The organism is Halomonas sp. MMSF_3323 (genome assembly GCF_030733595.1).
GTDB classification, from domain to species: Bacteria; Pseudomonadota; Gammaproteobacteria; order Pseudomonadales; family Halomonadaceae; genus Halomonas; species Halomonas litopenaei.
In genome coordinates this window covers 1-14,654 of sequence record NZ_JASHIT010000005.1, presented here as the reverse complement: position 1 = coordinate 14,654, position 14,654 = coordinate 1, and the positions used below count along the sequence as shown (strand labels likewise).

The window sequence follows — 14,654 nt, the reverse complement described above, 5'->3', positions numbered from 1 at the left end:
AGGCCACGGCCTCAGGCAGAAGCGTCGTTCACACGAGCGCAGACATTTTCGTACAAGCCCTAGCCCACGCAGACGTCGGTGCCGAAGTAGCGCTCGGACAGCTCGCTGCAGATGCCCTGCTGATTGACCGCCTCGATGGCGGCGTTGACGTCCTCGGTCAGGGCGTCGTCCTCCTGGCGCAGGCCGATGCCGACGCCTTCACCGTAGGCCTCGTGGTGCGGCGCCGTGGCCTTGATCTCGAAGTCCGCGGCTTCATCGCGTTCGACCAGCTCGGTCATGGCGATCTCGTCGGCCAGGATCAGGTCCAGGCGGCCGGAGAGCAGGTCGCGATTGACCTGTTCGGCCTGGTCGTACAGACGGATGTCGACGCCGCTATCGCGAAGGGCGCGACGGGCGTAGGTGGCGTTGGTGGTGGCGCTCTGCACCCCCAGCACCTTGCCGTCCAGGCCCTCGGGCGGCTCGATGTCCAGTGAGCGGGCGGCGACGTAGGCACCGGGGGTGAAGTAGTAGGGCGAGCTGAAGTCGATGACCCGCAGGCGCTTCTCGGTGATCGACATGGAGTTCATGATCATGTCGATGCGTCCGGCCTTGAGCGAGGGGATGATACCGCTCCAGCCGGTCGGGGTGATCTCGCACTCACGGCCCATCTGGTCGCAGATGGCCGATGCCAGTTCCACCTCGAAACCGGTCCAGTCACCGTCGGAGGAGGTGTAGGTGAAGGGCGGATAGGGTTCGGCGGAGATGCCGATCTTGAGGGGCTCGCCAGCGTCCTGGTTGGCTGCCTGGTCGGTCGCATGGGCGCTGCCGATGGTGGCGGCGCCGAGGGTCGTGGCGAGCGCGACGCCCAGGGCAAGGCGACGAGCGAGGTCGGCTGACGGGCGCAGGGGATGGGATACGGTCATGGGAACTCCTGGTTGTTGTGTGACTGGCAGTCAAGCTGCGGGGGCGATGAAGCGCCGGCAGCGTTCGTTGTCGCTGTGTTCGAAGATGCGCTCGGGGGGGCCGGCTTCGCCGACGACGCCGCGGTCGAGAAACACGATCTGGTCGGATACCTCCCGGGCGAAGGCCATCTCGTGGGTCACCATCAGCATGGTGCGCCCCTCGTCGGCCAGGCCGCGGATGACCCCTAGCACCTCGTTGACCCTCTCCGGGTCCAGCGCCGAGGTAGGCTCGTCGAACAGCAGGATCTCGGGCTCCATGGCCAGCGCTCGGGCGATGGCCACGCGCTGCTGCTGGCCACCGGAGAGAAACGCCGGGTAGGCGTCGGCACGCTCGGCCATGCCGACGCGCTCCAGATAGTGGGCGGCCAGGGCGTTGGCCTTCCTGCGTGAGATTCCCTTGACCCGCACCGGGGCCTCGCTGACGTTGCCGAGCACGGTCAGGTGCGGCCAGAGGTTGAACTGCTGGAATACCATGGAGACCTTGCCGCGCAGGCGTTGCAGCTGATGGCGACTGAGCGGCATGTCGGTGTGGCTGCTGCGGGGACCCTGCTCGGTGAAGCGGATGCGTTCATCGGCGATGGACAGGCTGCCCTGCTGGGGCCGCTCCAGCAGGTTCATGCAGCGCAGCAGGGTGCTCTTGCCGGAGCCACTGGCGCCGATGATGGTGGTCACGGTGCCTTCGGCGACGCTCAGGGAGACGTCGCGCAGCACGCTGGTGTCCCCGTAGCGCTTGACGAGGTGACGAGCCTCGACCACGGGGGAGGTGGGTCTCAAGTCGTCGCTGGTGGTGACGGATGGTGGCATAGGCGACTCAGGGGCTGGTGACAAGACAGGCATCGGCAAATTCACGAAGCCGTGTTGCGGCGCGCCTCAGGCGCTCCGGGGGCTGGGTCAGGCTCAGCCGTACGAAGCCAGCCGCCGAGGGGCCGAAGGCCTCACCGGACAGCACCGAGATGCCGCATTCGTCGAGCAGGCCATCGGCGAACTCGGCCGATGACAGACCAGTGGCGCGGATGTCGACCATCACGAACATGCCGGCGTCCGGGCAGATCGCCTTGACCGAGTCGGCACCATCGAGGGCGCGGCAGACGCTGTCGCGGCGCTCGCGGTAGGCGGCGTGCATGGTGGCAAGCTCGGGGAGGTCGCTGTCGAGCGCGGTGATCGCCGCGTCCTGGATAAAGTCCGGGCAGCCGTACAGCATGCACAGCGCCAGATTGTCCAGGTGCTCGATCAGCGCCTTGGGCGCGACCACCCAGCCCAGCCGCCAGCCGGTCATGGCGTGGGACTTGGACAGGCTCGAGATCACCACGCTGCGATTGGCCATGTCGGGCAGCGCCAGCGGGCTGTGGTGCTCGCCCTCGAAGATCAGCTCGGCGTAGACCTCGTCGGAGATCAGCCACAGGTCATGGCGGTGACACAGCTCGGCGATCTGCTCCCACTGCTGCCGGGTCATCGACTGGCCGGTGGGGTTGTGGGGGCTGTTGAGCAGGATCGCTCGGGTGTTTTCGTTGATCGCGGCGGCGATATCGGCCACGTCGAGTCGGAAGCCGGCCTCTGGCCGCAGCGGCACTCGGGCCAGTCGTGCACCGGTCGACTGGATCACCGCCTCGTAGGTGACGTAGCTCGGCTCCGGCACGATCACCTCGTCGCCAGGGTCGAGCAGGCATTGGGCGGTGGCGTAGAGCCCGCACTGGGCGCCGGCCATCACGATCAGTCGCTCGGGGGACACCTCGACTCCCTGATGGCGATGATAGTGGCGGCTGATGGCTTCGCGCAGCTCACCCTTGCCCTGGACGTCGGCATAGTGGGTCGCGCCGCGGTCGAGGCTTTGCTTGGCCGCCTCGATGATCGGGGCGGGGGTGGTGAAGTCGGGATCGCCCACCGACAGTACGGTGATGTCTTCACCGCTGGCCTGGCGCTTCAGCGCACGCACATGGATGTCCCAGGCGGCGGCGCCTTCGCCGGCGATGCGTTGGGTCAGGGCGGAGACTTTCATGGTGCAGGGTCCTTGTTGTCGGAAGCGGCGGGAGCGTCGATGCCGAGGCGGCGCAGTTCCGCCCGCCAGGCAAGCTCGGTGCCCTGGGGGCTCGCGGCCCAGTCGTCGTACTGGCGGGCGACCTTTTCGCAAAGCTCAGGACTGGCGCTGACCAGCGCCGCCCCGGTGGCCTGGGCCGCGAGCTGGGCCTGGCAGGAGCGCTCCAGGTCGCGCATGCGCAGAAAGGCGTCGCCGACGCTTTCGCCGACCACCAGCAGGCCGTGCTGGCGCAGGATCATGCTCATGTGCTCGCCGAGGTCACGCACCAGCCGTTCGCGCTCGTCCAGGTCGAGGGCGATGCCCTCGTAGTCGTGATAGCCGATGCGCCGATAGAACTGCATCGCCCACTGGTTCAGCGGTGCGAGGCCCTGCTCGAGGCAGGACACGGCGACCCCGGCGACGCTGTGGGAGTGCAGTACACAGTGGGCGTCGGGACGCGCCGCGTGGATGGCGCTGTGGATGGTAAAGCCGGCCGGGTTGATGCCGAGGCCGGTGGGATCGTCGAGCACCTGGCCGTGCTCGTCGACAGTCACCAGAGAGTCGGCGGTGACCTCCTCGAAGCGCAGACCGAAGGCATTGAGCAGGAAACGCCCCGGGGCGACTCGTGCCGAGATATGGGTCGAGATGCCGTCATCCATGCCATCCATGGCCATCAGCCGGTAGGCGGCGGCCAGGTCGCGGCGGATGCGCTGCTGGCGGCTGTCTTCGCTCACAGGCTCGCCTCCAGGGCGGCCAGGGCGTCATCGCCGTCGCGGGTGGTGACGCCTTCGAGGAAGGCAGCGCGCTTGTCGGGATGCTGCTCGAGCCACTCTCGGGCGACCTCATCGAGGTCACGCTCCTCGAGGCTGAAGGCCTTGATGAACTCGCTCTGCTCATGCGCGCTGAACACGAACTGGTCGAGCAGTCGGGTCAGGTTGGGATTGGCCTCGGCGAACTCGCTGGCGACGATGGTCTTGACGTCGCTGCGGCCGTTGTCGGGGCCGAACACGCCTTCGCTGTCGTCGAGAATGTGCACGTCGTACTCGGGGATCATCCAGTGAGGCGTCCAGCCGTAGAAGACGATCCAGCGTTGTTCGTTCACCGCCGCCTTGACTTCGCTCAGCATGCCGGGGGTCGAGGAGGACATGACCTCCCAGTCACCGAGCCCGTGGGTGTCGCTGTCGATGGCGGCGTGGATGAAGTCGGTCACGGTGGAGCCGCTTTCGATCGAGTAGAAGGTGTGCTCGAAACGCTCGGCGTTCTGCGCCTCGCCCAACTGGGAAGCGTCGGTGATACCGGCCTCAGCCACGTAGCCGGGCACGGCGAATCCCATGCGCGCGCCGGTCACGTTGTTGCCCAGATCGACGATGGCGTCCGCCGCCATGGCGGCGTCGTAGCTTTCCTGCTGGGCCGGCAGCCAGCCGGCCAGAAAGGCGTCGCTGTCGCCGGTGGTCAGGGTCTTGTAGCCCACCGTGGAGCTGAGCTCCTGGCGTTCGACCTGGTAGCCCAGGGGCGCGACGAGCTGCGCCAGGATCTCGCTCTTGACGGTGACCCCGGGCCAGGGCGGGACGACCAGGCTCAGCTCATCGTCGCGGTCAGCGGCCTGGGCGGAGGCGGCGGCAAGGCCGAGCGCGGCTGCCAGGGCGATGGAACGGGGCTTGTGCGAGAAACATCGAGTCACGGGGAACTCCTTCGTTATTTTATGGATGCATAAGTGATGCATGGTCGGGACGCCGTCGATCCGCTCGGCGCAGGCGTCCTGCCTCAGTGTTCGATGCTGCGACACCAGGCCAGGGCGTCGATCTCGACGATCAGCGGTGAGCCGGCATCATTCAGGCTTGAAAGCGCCGACGCCAGGTCGTCAGCGCTGGCGGCCTGACGATAGCGGCAGTCGAAGGCCTGGGCGAGGGCGGCGAAGTCCGGGGGAGCCAGATCGACACCCACGTGAGCCACACCGTCGGCGCTCATGTAACGGCGTATCTCGTCGTAGCCGTCGTTGTTCCAGATCAGGATCGCCAAGGGCCTTGCCAGGGCGGTGTCGGCGCAGGCCGCGTCGCTCGAATCACGGTCGATTGACCCATGCTCGGCACGAGCGCGGTCGGCCTCCAGGGCGATATCCCGGGCGGTGGCAAGCTCTCCCAGCACGAACTGCAGGCCGCCGTCGCCGACCAGCGCCACCACCGGCAGATCCGGTCGTGCCAGCCCCGCGCCCAGGGCCGCAGGCAGGCCGTAGCCCAGGGTGCCGAAGCCGGTGGCGGCGTTGAACCAGCGACGTGGCGCCGGGCGCCTGGCCACCACGTTGCCGGCGTACACCGGGCCGGTGGAGTCGCCGACGATGATCGCCTCGGGCAGCACCTCGTCGAGGGTGGCAAACAGCGGCCGATAGCGCGCGAGCTCCGGGTCATCGGCGAGGGCCAGCTCGTGGCGCACCCGCTCGCAACGCTCGCGACCGACTTCTCGTTGTGGCCGGCCTTCATCTTCGCCGCGTTCCAGTGCGACCAGCAGGGCCTCGGCGGTCAGCCCGATATCGGCCACCAGGGCCAGCTCGGCGATGTGACTGCGCGCCAGCTGCTCGGCGTCCAGATCGACCCGGATCAGGCTGCCCTCGAGCTTGAAACCGTCGTCGAACACCAGGTCGTAGTCGGTTTCGCCGAGTTCGGTGCCAAGGGCCAGGATGACGTCGGCCTGCCGGGCCAGTCGGCGTGTCGCCGGCAGGCTGGCGGTGGCGCCCAGGTCCAGCGGATGGTCGGCACCGAGCAGCCCGCGGGCATTGATGGTGGTCAGGGTGGGGGCGTCCAGGTGTTCGACCAGGGCGGTGACGCTGGTGGCGGCGGCGCAGGCGCCACCTCCCACCAGTACCAGTGGGCGCTGTGCCTCGCCCAGCAGTCGGCTGGCGGCCGCGAGGGCCTGGGGCGCTGGCGCCGGTGGAAAGACGCGCATCGCCGCAGGCATCGGTGCCTTGACCGGGGCGGCGAACAGATCGATGGGGATCTCGATATGCACCGGCCCCGGGCGTGCGCCCTGGAACACGGCGAAGGCGCGGGCCAGCACTTCGGGCAGCGCCTCGGGATCGAGCAGGGTATGGCTGAAGCGGGCCACCCCGGCCAGGGTCTGGCCCTGGTGGGGCATCTCGTGGAGACGGCCCTGGCCGCGCCCAAGCGTCGACACGGTATTGACGCTGGAAATCACCAGCATCGGCACCGAATCGGCCAGCGCCTGGCCCATGGCGGTGGCGATATTGGTCATGCCCGGGCCCGTGATGATGAAGCAGGCGGCGGGGCGCCCGCTGGCCCGGGCGTAGCCGTCGGCCATGAAACCGGCGCCCTGTTCGTGGCGTGGCGTGACATGGCGAAGTCGCGAATGCTCGAGGCCCCGGTACAGCTCGACGGTGTGCACGCCGGGAATGCCGAAGACGGTGTCGATCCCCTGGGCCTCGAGCAGCTCGATCAGGCGCTGGGCGCAGGTGGTCATCGGCAGGCCTCCTGGGCATTCGCCTTGGGCTCGGGGCTCGAGTCGCTGTCTTCTACCACGCTCGGCAGGCCGCCGAAGGGTTCGCGGCCCATGACGTTTTCGATCATCGGCAGGAAGGCGCCCAGTGGCAGGGTGTCGTAGTCGGGGTCGAAGCTGGTCTGGTCCCAGTCGTCGCAGAAGCGCACCGTGCGGGCGTAGGCCGGGTGGTCGCGATAGGCCTCACGGGCGTGGCGATCCTGGCCAAAGAAATGGCGGTAGTGGTATCCCTGAAACAGCTCGTGGTGACGGATCATCCAGACATTGAGCGGGTCGACGAAAGGCTCGAGGATGGCGGCGGCGATCTCGGCGTGATTGGCCGGGGCCAGGTCGTCACCAATGTCGTGGAGCAGGGCGCAGACCACGGTCTCTTCATCGGCGCCGTCACGCAGCGCGCGGGTGGCGGTCTGCAGACAGTGCTCGTAGCGGTCCACCGGGTAGCCGTGGGTGTCGCCCTTGAGTCGCTCCAGGTGGGCGAGCACACGACGGCAGGCGTCGCTCTGGTAGGCACGAAAGTGCCGGTCGATCAGGCGCCACTCTTCGGCGGTGCTCTGGTCAAAGCGCGCGAAGCGGGCCTGGGTCAGTGCGAGATCGCTGGTGCTCATGCGCTGGCCCCCTGGGTGGTTCGTGCGAGGTTGTCGGCGGTACCGGCTTCCGAGTCGTGTGCGGGCTTGAGCCGATCCTTCAGCAACAGGCGTCGACTGGCGGTGCTGTCACGGTCCACGTAGCCCTGGCGCAGGTGGCGTACGCCGCCTTCGAGCTGGAAGGCGGTACGCCCGTGCAGCAGGCGGTAGTTGTCCATGATCAGCATCTCGCCAGGGGACAGCTTGAGTTCGAGGGTAAGCTCGGACGAGCGAATCAGTTGGTAGAAGGCCTTGCGGGCGGCGTAGTAGCGGCGCAGCAGGGCGCTGTCCATCAGGTCGATACGCTCGGTGCGGTTGGAGTAGCGTACCCGCGTCACCTCGCCCCGGGCGTCGAGCTCGATCAGCGGACCTTCGCTCTCCAGACGGGTGGTCTCGTCGTGGTAGCGAAAGCGCGGGGTCACTTCGGTCAGGCAGGCGAAGGCGTCGGGATCCTGCTGACGCAGGCGTCGAGCGGCCTCGAAGCCGTCCACCAGGGTGCTGTCGCCACCATCGGCGGCGTTGGTCAGACAGTGCAGCCAGATGTAACCGGGGATCGGATCGCGATAGGGGTTGTCGGTGTGCGGCTCGAGGCCACGCTGGGTCATGGTCAGGTCGTAGGCGTTGGCCACCGACTTGACGTCGGCGATGCCGCCCCAGTTGGTCCGGCGCAGCGGGCCGATACGGTCGATCAGCGGCTGCATGCCGTCTTCGCTGACCGGTACGTCCGTGACGCGCACGAAACCGAAGCGATGCAGCTGGTCGAGCAGATCGAGCAGCGCCGGATCGCTTTCCAGTGCTTGCTTGAAGCTGGCCTGCGGGGGTGTGGCGAGCGTCGAGTCCCAGTACACCCGTGAGGCGTTGTCGTCCGAGCGCTGGCAGCGCACGGCATCCTCGAGCTCGTCGATCGTGATGCTGCCTCGATGGCCATCGGAGAAGGCCACGACCAGCCGCTCATCCTGGATGTCTGCCTGGGTGAGGCTCAGATCCAGCGGTAGTTCGGCGGCCTCGATCAGACGCTGCCCGGTCTGGGGGTCCAGGGTTTCGGCATCGGGCAAGCGTTCGCGCAGCCACAAGGCATCAAGACGGTGATGCCCTTCACCAAGGGTCAGCGCCAGTTGGCGGCCGTCATCGGTCAGTTGCGGGGGCGTCTGCTGGGTCATCGTCGAGGCTCTCTCCGGGTTCGATCGGTCTGGCGTTGTAGGAGGCTCACCAGGTCGAGGAAGGGCGGTTCGACACCTGGCGTCGCTGTCTGGGCTACAGGTTACTGTGCTATTTGGGATACAATTTGATCAAATTCGCCATAGCCTTGATAAAATTCGCCCCATGTCGGACGTTGATCACCACTTGCACAGTGACACAGAAAGCCACGCCAACCGCCACGCCAACAGCCACGCCAAAAGCCAGGCAGACAGCGAGGCCCGCTGGCCCGACAGCCATCCCTATCCGCGCCCGGACTCGCCGCCGCTGTTGTCGCCCGACCAGGCCGAACACACCCTGGACGTGTGGCTGGTGCCCAAGTTTTCGATGCTGACGCTGTTCTGCCTGCTCGAGCCGCTTCGGGTGGCCAACCGTTTTGGTCGGGATCTGTTTGCCTGGCGCCTGCTGTCCGCCGATGGCGAGGCGGTGACGGCCAGCAATGGCGTACGCATCGATGTCGATGGACGTCTGTCCGAAGTTACCGAGGCCGACTGGTACCAGGGGCTGGCGTCCAAGGGGCGTCTGATGGTGGTGTCGTCCTATGAGCCGGAAGCCTGTATCGGTGCCGAGGATCTGGCGCTGCTCAAGCGACTGGCGGCCCATGGCGTCTGGCTTGGGGGGGTGGACACCGCCCCCTTTATCCTGGCCAGGGCGGGCGTACTGGAGGGCTATCCGGTGGCGCTGCACTGGGAAAGCGTGCCGGCCTTTCGCGAGGAGTTCCCTGAGCTGGAAGTGCGAGCGGACAGCTACGTCTGGGAAGGCGGACGTCTCACCGGCTCCGGCGGCGCCGCCAGCATCGACATGATGCTCGAGTGGATCGTGACCCTTTATGGTCCTTCGCTGGCCGAGGCGGTGGGTCGACAGATCGTGCATTCGCGGCCTGCGGAGGCGAGCGGAGCCGCAACATCGCAGCAAGCAGCAGGGAGGGCTGCGGCCAGCACCGGCTGGGTAGCGGATCGGGCTTCGCCCAGGGAGCTGCCGCGTGGGGTGCTGCGCGCACTGGCGGTAATGGAGGCCAATCTCGCCCAGGCGCTGCCGATTCCCGACGTCTGTCGTCTGGCGGGCCTGTCCCAGCGCCAGTTGACCCGGCTATTCGTGCAGGAGTTCGGCGAGACGCCCAAGCAGTGCTATCTGAACATGCGGCTGGACCAGGCCCAGCGCATTCTGGCCGACAGTCGCATTGCGGTGACCGAGGCCGCGGTGGCGGTGGGCTTCAGCCACCTGGCGCACTTCTCCAGGGCCTACCGCAAGCGCTTTGGCGAGGCGCCGAGCGTGACCGCCCGGCGTGGGCTGCGGCCACCGGCGCTGGCGGAAGGCTAGCCGGTGGCCTGGCATCGCTGCTAGGCCTGTCCGGCCTCGGCCAGCTCCCGCTCGCGGCGACGGCGCTGGACGATGCGATAGCGCGAGCGCACCTCGTCGCGCTCGAGGTAGCAGCCCTGCAGCCAGCGGTGGCCGGAGTCGCCTTCAAAGGCGTCACGAGCGTGCAACAGGCGGCGATTGTCGAAGATCACCAGGTCGCCGGGGGCGTAGGTGAAGCGCAGGGCGAAGCGGGGCTCGCGCAGGCGCTGCTGGAGCGCCATCAGTGCCCGGTAGGCCTCCTCGACCTGGTCGAAATCGGTCATCAGCGGGCCGCGCAGGAAGTCGGCGATGCGCACCTCGAGCAGTTGCTGCTGTTCATCGAGCACGATCATCGGCGAGTGCCAGACGTAGTCGGTGGTCTTCGCGGTATTGGCGTAGCGCCAGTGGACGCGAGTCAGGGTAGCGAAGGCCTCGGGGTCTTCCTCGCGCAGGGCCTCGGCCACCGCGAAACCATCGAGCATTACCGCCTGGCCGCCGGCCACGCTGTTCTCGAGACAGTGCAGGAACTGAAGACCGGGATGGTACTCGCGGGTCGGCAGGTCCACGTGGGGCGGCAGGGCAATCGAGGTGTAGGCGTTGGAGTCCGGGTCCGGCTTGGCGCGAACGTTGAACAGGGTGCCGAAGTTGGTGGCCCGCAACGGCCCGAAGCGCTCGGCGATGTTCTCCAGGGTGCCGGGCTCGGTGGGCAGGCCGCGCAGCCGCACGAGGCCGTGGCGCAGCAGCGCGTCGAGCGCCGGGGCCAGGATCGTCTCTTCTTCGGGGCTGTCGGCCTGGGTCGCGGTCCAGCCGCCGGCGTCCAGGGTGACCGGTTCCTTGTCCTGGCCGCCGAGCCAGGTCTCGACCGGTACCAGCGGCGCCAGCGGATCTTCGGTGTTGTCGTAGTCGTGGGCTCTCAGCCAGCCGGGGTGAAAGCGCAGGCTGCGCTGTTCCGGCGTCATCAGCAGTTCGACGGCGCCGCTGGCGTCCAGCGTCGCTTGGGCAATTTCCGGCCAGGCGTCCAGGCTCGACAGATCGAGGATGCGCTCCCTTGTCGCCGGGTTGATGGTGCTGTCGTCGGCGGCGTTTTCGCGCAGCCAGACGCTGTGATAGCGGCTGACACGGCCGTCCTGCCAGTTCACGGTCAGCACCCTTGGCGTCGAGGCTACGCTTGCGATGGGCACCTCGATCGGCCAGGCGTCATAGTCCGGGGTGCGCGGTAGATCGACCGACGCGGACTGCTGGTGTTCGCTGGTGTGCTGTGGCTGGTTCATCGGGACTCCGTCGAAGCTGGGACGGGCGCGTGGTGCGTCATGGATGGCAGCGCCCGTGCTGTGCGTCATGGATGGCAGCGCCGGCTGGCGCTCAAGTGGGGACCAGCTTGCCTGTCAGGCAGCACCGAAGTCGTGCATAAATCGACAGGTATCGTGCAGAATCCGACATTCAGGGCGCGCCAGGTACGCCAGGTATGCCAACTGGCCAGGGCGAACAGGGCGACAGATGGTGGCCCGTGTCAAAGGAGGCGTCGTCTTGGCTCCCGGGGGGGCTGGCGCCGTGGCGTGTAGTAGACAGAAGTTGGTGGGCCAGTGTTAAAGGAGGCGGCGTCTTAGCTCCCGGGGGCTGGCGCCGTGGTGCTGGCGAAAGGCGCGGGTGAAGCTCGAGGCGGACGCGAATCCGCTGGCCAGGGCGATGTCCATGACGCCGTGACGAGTGCTGGTCACCAGATGGTGGGCCAGCGCCAGGCGACGCTCCAGATACAGCCGGCTCGGGGTACGGGCCAGGTGATGCTGACAGTCGCGCTCTAGCTGACGCTCCGACAGGCCGATCTGGGCGGCCAGTTCGGCGATGGCCAAGGGGGACTCCAGGTGGCTGTCCATCAGGCCGATGACCCTGGTCAGGCGTTCGGGCAGCCGCTCGAATTCGCTGGCGTCGCGCTGGCGGCTGGCCGGCAGGCGACGATGGTCGTGCACCAGTTGCTGCTTGACACGACGGGTCAGGGCATCGCCGTGGCGGCGGCGGATGGTGTCCAGCGCAAGGTCAATGGAGGCGCTGGCGCCGGCGCCGTAGAAGCCGACCGGGCCGACCTCGTAGAGCGACTCCACCGCTTCGATGTCGGGATGGCGACGGCGAAACTCGGGCAGGCTTTCCCAGTGCAAGGTCACGGTGTCCTCGATCAGCCCGGCGTCGGCCAGGCAGAAGACACCGGTGTCCAGCGCCCCCAGACAGGCGCCCTGGTCCCGGCGCTGCGTCAGCCAGTCTTTGAGCGGCTGGTCCACCGCGGCCATCGGCTCGAAGCTTGCGCACACCGCCAGACTAGGGAGCCAGGGGGCATTGTCCAGGTCATGCTCGACGCTCAGGGGAATGCCGTTGCTGGCGGTGACCGGCTCGCCGTCGCGGCTGATCAGGTGCCAGCGAAACAGCGGCTGTCCGGCCAGACGATTGGCGATTCGCAAGGGGTCGATGGCCGAGAACAGCGCCACCATGGAGAAACGCGGCAGCAGCAGAAAGCCGATGGGTTCCGGGACAGGGCCCTGGTAGGTCAGACGCATGGTGGCCTCATGGATGGCGGGGGCGGGACGGCGCTGGCCGCGCCAGGATCGGTGGTTCGGGTATCGGCGCACCAGCGGCAGCGGATTCACGATCGGCCCGTTCCACACCGCGCTGCAAGGGTGCCACCGTCGTGCGCTGCCCTCAACTCAGGGCGCAGGCGAGACACGGCCAGCCAGGAGGCGCGGCCCCACTCTACTCAGCCTTTCGACGTTATCGTCGATATCCTCATGCTATGCTGCGCCGCAGTCACGGGCGTCGGTAAGGAGGCGGACAGCGATGGTAGAGCTCAGTGGTCAACGCCTGGAGGCGAGCGCCGGTGAAATCGAGCAGGCCGAACAGCGGCTGGGTTTTCTGCTGCTGCCGCAGTTCTCGATGATGGCGTTTTTCTCGGCGGTGGAGCCGCTGCGCATCGCCAACCGCATCGCCGGTCGCGCTCTTTATGACTGGACGCTGATCGGGCTGGGCGGAGGGCCGGTGACCGCCAGCAACGGCATGACCCTGCTGGTGGACCACCCCATGGAAGACGTCCGCAATCTGCCGTGGCTGGCGGTATGCAGCGGCTTCGATCCGGAATTGTGGATCGGCCACGGGCTCAGCGCCTGGCTCAACCGGCTCGACCAGGGTGGCTGCTGCATCGGCGCGCTGGACACCGGCGCGGTGGTGCTGGCGGAGGCCGGCTTGCTCAGGGGGCATACGGTGACCCTGCACTGGGAGACGCTGCCCACCTTCAACGAACGCTATCCCTCGATTCGCACCTGCGACGAGCTGTTCCTGCTGGAGGAGCGGCGCTTCTTCTGTGCCGGCGGCGCGGCGGCCATGGACATGACCCTGGAGATGATTGCCCGTCGCCACGGTATGGCGCTGGCGGTGGACGTGTCCGAACAATTGATTCACGACCGCCTGCGCTCGCGCACCGACCAGCAGCGAATGAGCCTGGTCAGGCGTCTTGGCACCCACCAGCCGCGGCTGGTCGATGCGGTAGCGCTGATGGAGTCGCACCTGGAAACGCCCCTGCCGTTGGCCGAGATCGCACGCCGCAGCCGCGTGTCGAGTCGCCAGCTACAGCGCTTGTTTGCCGATGTGCTGGGCACCTCTCCCAGTGCCTACTACCTGTCGCTGCGCCTCAAACGTGCCGCCCAATTGCTCAAGGATACCGACCTCGATGTGCTGGCGATCGGGCTCAGCTGTGGATTCGGCTCGGCGTCGAGTTTCAGTCGCGCCTTCCGCAGGGCGTTCGGAACCGCGCCGCAGGCCTTTCGACACCACGGCTGACCGGCACTCAAGTCAGATCTCGGCCCACATCCGCAGCAGATTGGCCAGGCTCTTGGAGATGCTGTCGAACTCGGCGGTCTTGCCGTCGCGCTCGAAGATCTGGCGGCGAGTGGTGTCGAGGTCGAACAGCACTTCACGTTGTTCAGGATGGCGTACCTGGCTCTGCAGCCAGCCCACCGCGGCCAGTCGTTGCCCCTGGGTGACCGGGTCGACGCGATGCAGCGTCGAGGACGGGTACAGGATCATCGAACCCGCCGGCAGCTTGAAGCGCTGTTCGCCCTGGGTGGTCTCGGTGACCAGCTCTCCGCCCTCGTAGCTGTCCGGATCCCCAAGGAAGATGGTGAAGGACAGGTCGGTGCGCATCGGCCCCTGGGGGGTGGGCATCACCGCGTCGTCGACGTGATTGCCGTAGGTCATGCCTTGCTGGTAGCGACTGAACATGACCGGCTTCATTCGGCGCGGGCGCGCGGCGATCTGGAAGAGGGTGTGTGCGGACAGGGTCTGCATGACCTCGTCACGCAGGGCGGCGATGGCGGGCTCCTGGCTGCTCGCCTGCTGGTTGCGCTTGACCGTGCGCGCATGCCAGCCGGCGGTCTCCCGTCCGTCACGAAAGTCGCTGGCGTCCAGTGTCTGGCGAATACGCTGGAGCTGGTCGTCGGTCAGCACCTTGTCGATACACAGAATCATCGGAGGCTCCCGCAAATGGCCGTCAGTATACCCGACTGTTAATCGTTTGCATTACACTTCGTGACACGCCAGTCTAGTGGGCAGGCACCTGATGGTTTGACTGGCGCAGACATTGCCAGATCGGACATGGGTTTGCGGCAAGTGGACCCTGGTTCCATCGAGCGCGAGCCCTGAACAAGAAATTGGCCCCAAGTAGACGTAGAAGGAAGGAGCACCCCATGACGCAAGAGACCCGTACCAAGCTGTGGATTGGCGTTGGCGCCAGCATCCTGCTCGGATCCAGCGCCGCCTGGGCCGACCATCACGGCGATGGCGACGATATGCACAAGGACGACGCTGCCTACGAACAGAGCCACGGCGGTGAAGGTGGCGAAGGTGGTGAAGCCGGCCACGGCGGTGAAGGCGGCGAGCACGGCCACGGTGGTGAAGGTGGCGAAGGTGGTGAAGCCGGCCACGGTGGTGAAGGTGGCGAAGGTGGTGAAGCCGGCCACGGTGGTGAAGGTGGCGAAGGTGGTGAATCCGGCCACG

The 14,654-nt window shown here is 67.2% G+C and carries 14 protein-coding genes; 3 read left to right on the top strand and 11 right to left on the bottom strand.

The features are described from left to right. Window positions 1-59: 59 nt before the first annotated feature. The 8 genes from RBB39_RS03360 to RBB39_RS03325 all read right to left on the bottom strand — a co-directional run bounded on the left by RBB39_RS03360 (window position 60) and on the right by RBB39_RS03325 (window position 8,245). Window positions 60-902: a transporter substrate-binding domain-containing protein gene (locus RBB39_RS03360; protein WP_045994542.1), complete on the bottom strand. Its 843-nt coding sequence runs from the start codon at window positions 900-902 to the stop codon at window positions 60-62. Window positions 903-932: 30 nt separating this feature from the next. Then, window positions 933-1,745: an amino acid ABC transporter ATP-binding protein gene (locus RBB39_RS03355; RefSeq protein WP_045994543.1), complete on the bottom strand. Its 813-nt coding sequence runs from the start codon at window positions 1,743-1,745 to the stop codon at window positions 933-935. A gap of 7 nt (window positions 1,746-1,752) precedes the next feature. After that, window positions 1,753-2,937 carry a pyridoxal phosphate-dependent aminotransferase gene (locus tag RBB39_RS03350; protein ID WP_045994544.1) on the bottom strand — a complete coding sequence of 395 codons (1,185 nt, stop codon included), beginning with the start codon at window positions 2,935-2,937 and terminating at the stop codon, window positions 1,753-1,755. Next, window positions 2,934-3,689, bottom strand: coding sequence for a class II aldolase/adducin family protein (locus RBB39_RS03345; RefSeq protein WP_045994545.1), 756 nt, complete (start codon window positions 3,687-3,689; stop codon window positions 2,934-2,936). Before RBB39_RS03345 ends, RBB39_RS03350 begins: the two co-directional genes overlap by 4 nt. Then, a complete protein-coding gene (locus tag RBB39_RS03340) occupies window positions 3,686-4,636 on the bottom strand; it encodes an ABC transporter substrate-binding protein (protein WP_052704501.1) in 951 nt (316 codons plus the stop codon). The genes RBB39_RS03345 and RBB39_RS03340 overlap by 4 nt, the downstream gene beginning before the upstream one ends. An 83-nt stretch (window positions 4,637-4,719) precedes the next feature. Beyond that, window positions 4,720-6,426, bottom strand: coding sequence for a 5-guanidino-2-oxopentanoate decarboxylase (locus RBB39_RS03335; protein WP_045994546.1), 1,707 nt, complete (start codon window positions 6,424-6,426; stop codon window positions 4,720-4,722). Then, the gene (locus RBB39_RS03330; protein ID WP_071211152.1) at window positions 6,423-7,046 is read right to left on the bottom strand and encodes an HD domain-containing protein; all 624 of its coding nucleotides are present in this window, start codon (window positions 7,044-7,046) and stop codon (window positions 6,423-6,425) included. The genes RBB39_RS03335 and RBB39_RS03330 overlap by 4 nt, the downstream gene beginning before the upstream one ends. A gap of 17 nt (window positions 7,047-7,063) precedes the next feature. Further along, window positions 7,064-8,245: a TauD/TfdA family dioxygenase gene (locus tag RBB39_RS03325; RefSeq protein ID WP_052704502.1), complete on the bottom strand. Its 1,182-nt coding sequence runs from the start codon at window positions 8,243-8,245 to the stop codon at window positions 7,064-7,066. Between the two features lie 304 nt (window positions 8,246-8,549). On the opposite strand from RBB39_RS03325, the gene RBB39_RS03320 reads away from it, so the two are divergent. Next, window positions 8,550-9,602 carry a GlxA family transcriptional regulator gene (locus RBB39_RS03320; protein ID WP_045994557.1) on the top strand — a complete coding sequence of 351 codons (1,053 nt, stop codon included), beginning with the start codon at window positions 8,550-8,552 and terminating at the stop codon, window positions 9,600-9,602. Window positions 9,603-9,622: 20 nt separating this feature from the next. On the opposite strand, the gene RBB39_RS03315 is transcribed toward RBB39_RS03320, so the two are convergent. Both RBB39_RS03315 and RBB39_RS03310 read right to left on the bottom strand, forming a co-directional pair. After that, on the bottom strand, window positions 9,623-10,891 hold the full coding sequence (locus RBB39_RS03315; RefSeq protein ID WP_052704503.1) for a TauD/TfdA family dioxygenase: 1,269 nt from the start codon (window positions 10,889-10,891) through the stop codon (window positions 9,623-9,625). A 315-nt stretch (window positions 10,892-11,206) separates the two neighbouring features. Beyond that, window positions 11,207-12,166, bottom strand: a complete 960-nt coding sequence (locus RBB39_RS03310) for a GlxA family transcriptional regulator (RefSeq protein ID WP_045994559.1) — start codon at window positions 12,164-12,166, stop codon at window positions 11,207-11,209. Between the two features lie 277 nt (window positions 12,167-12,443). Between RBB39_RS03310 and RBB39_RS03305 the strand changes: the two genes are divergently transcribed. Further along, window positions 12,444-13,439 (top strand): GlxA family transcriptional regulator, encoded by a 996-nt coding sequence (locus RBB39_RS03305; RefSeq protein WP_045994548.1) that lies wholly within the window; start codon window positions 12,444-12,446, stop codon window positions 13,437-13,439. Between the two features lie 12 nt (window positions 13,440-13,451). Here RBB39_RS03305 and RBB39_RS03300 read toward each other — a convergent pair whose 3' ends face one another. Then, window positions 13,452-14,126, bottom strand: coding sequence for a Fe2+-dependent dioxygenase (locus RBB39_RS03300; protein ID WP_045994549.1), 675 nt, complete (start codon window positions 14,124-14,126; stop codon window positions 13,452-13,454). Between the two features lie 218 nt (window positions 14,127-14,344). On the opposite strand from RBB39_RS03300, the gene RBB39_RS03295 reads away from it, so the two are divergent. After that, a partial coding sequence (locus tag RBB39_RS03295) for a hypothetical protein (RefSeq protein ID WP_306168787.1) occupies window positions 14,345-14,654 on the top strand: 310 nt, incomplete at its 3' end.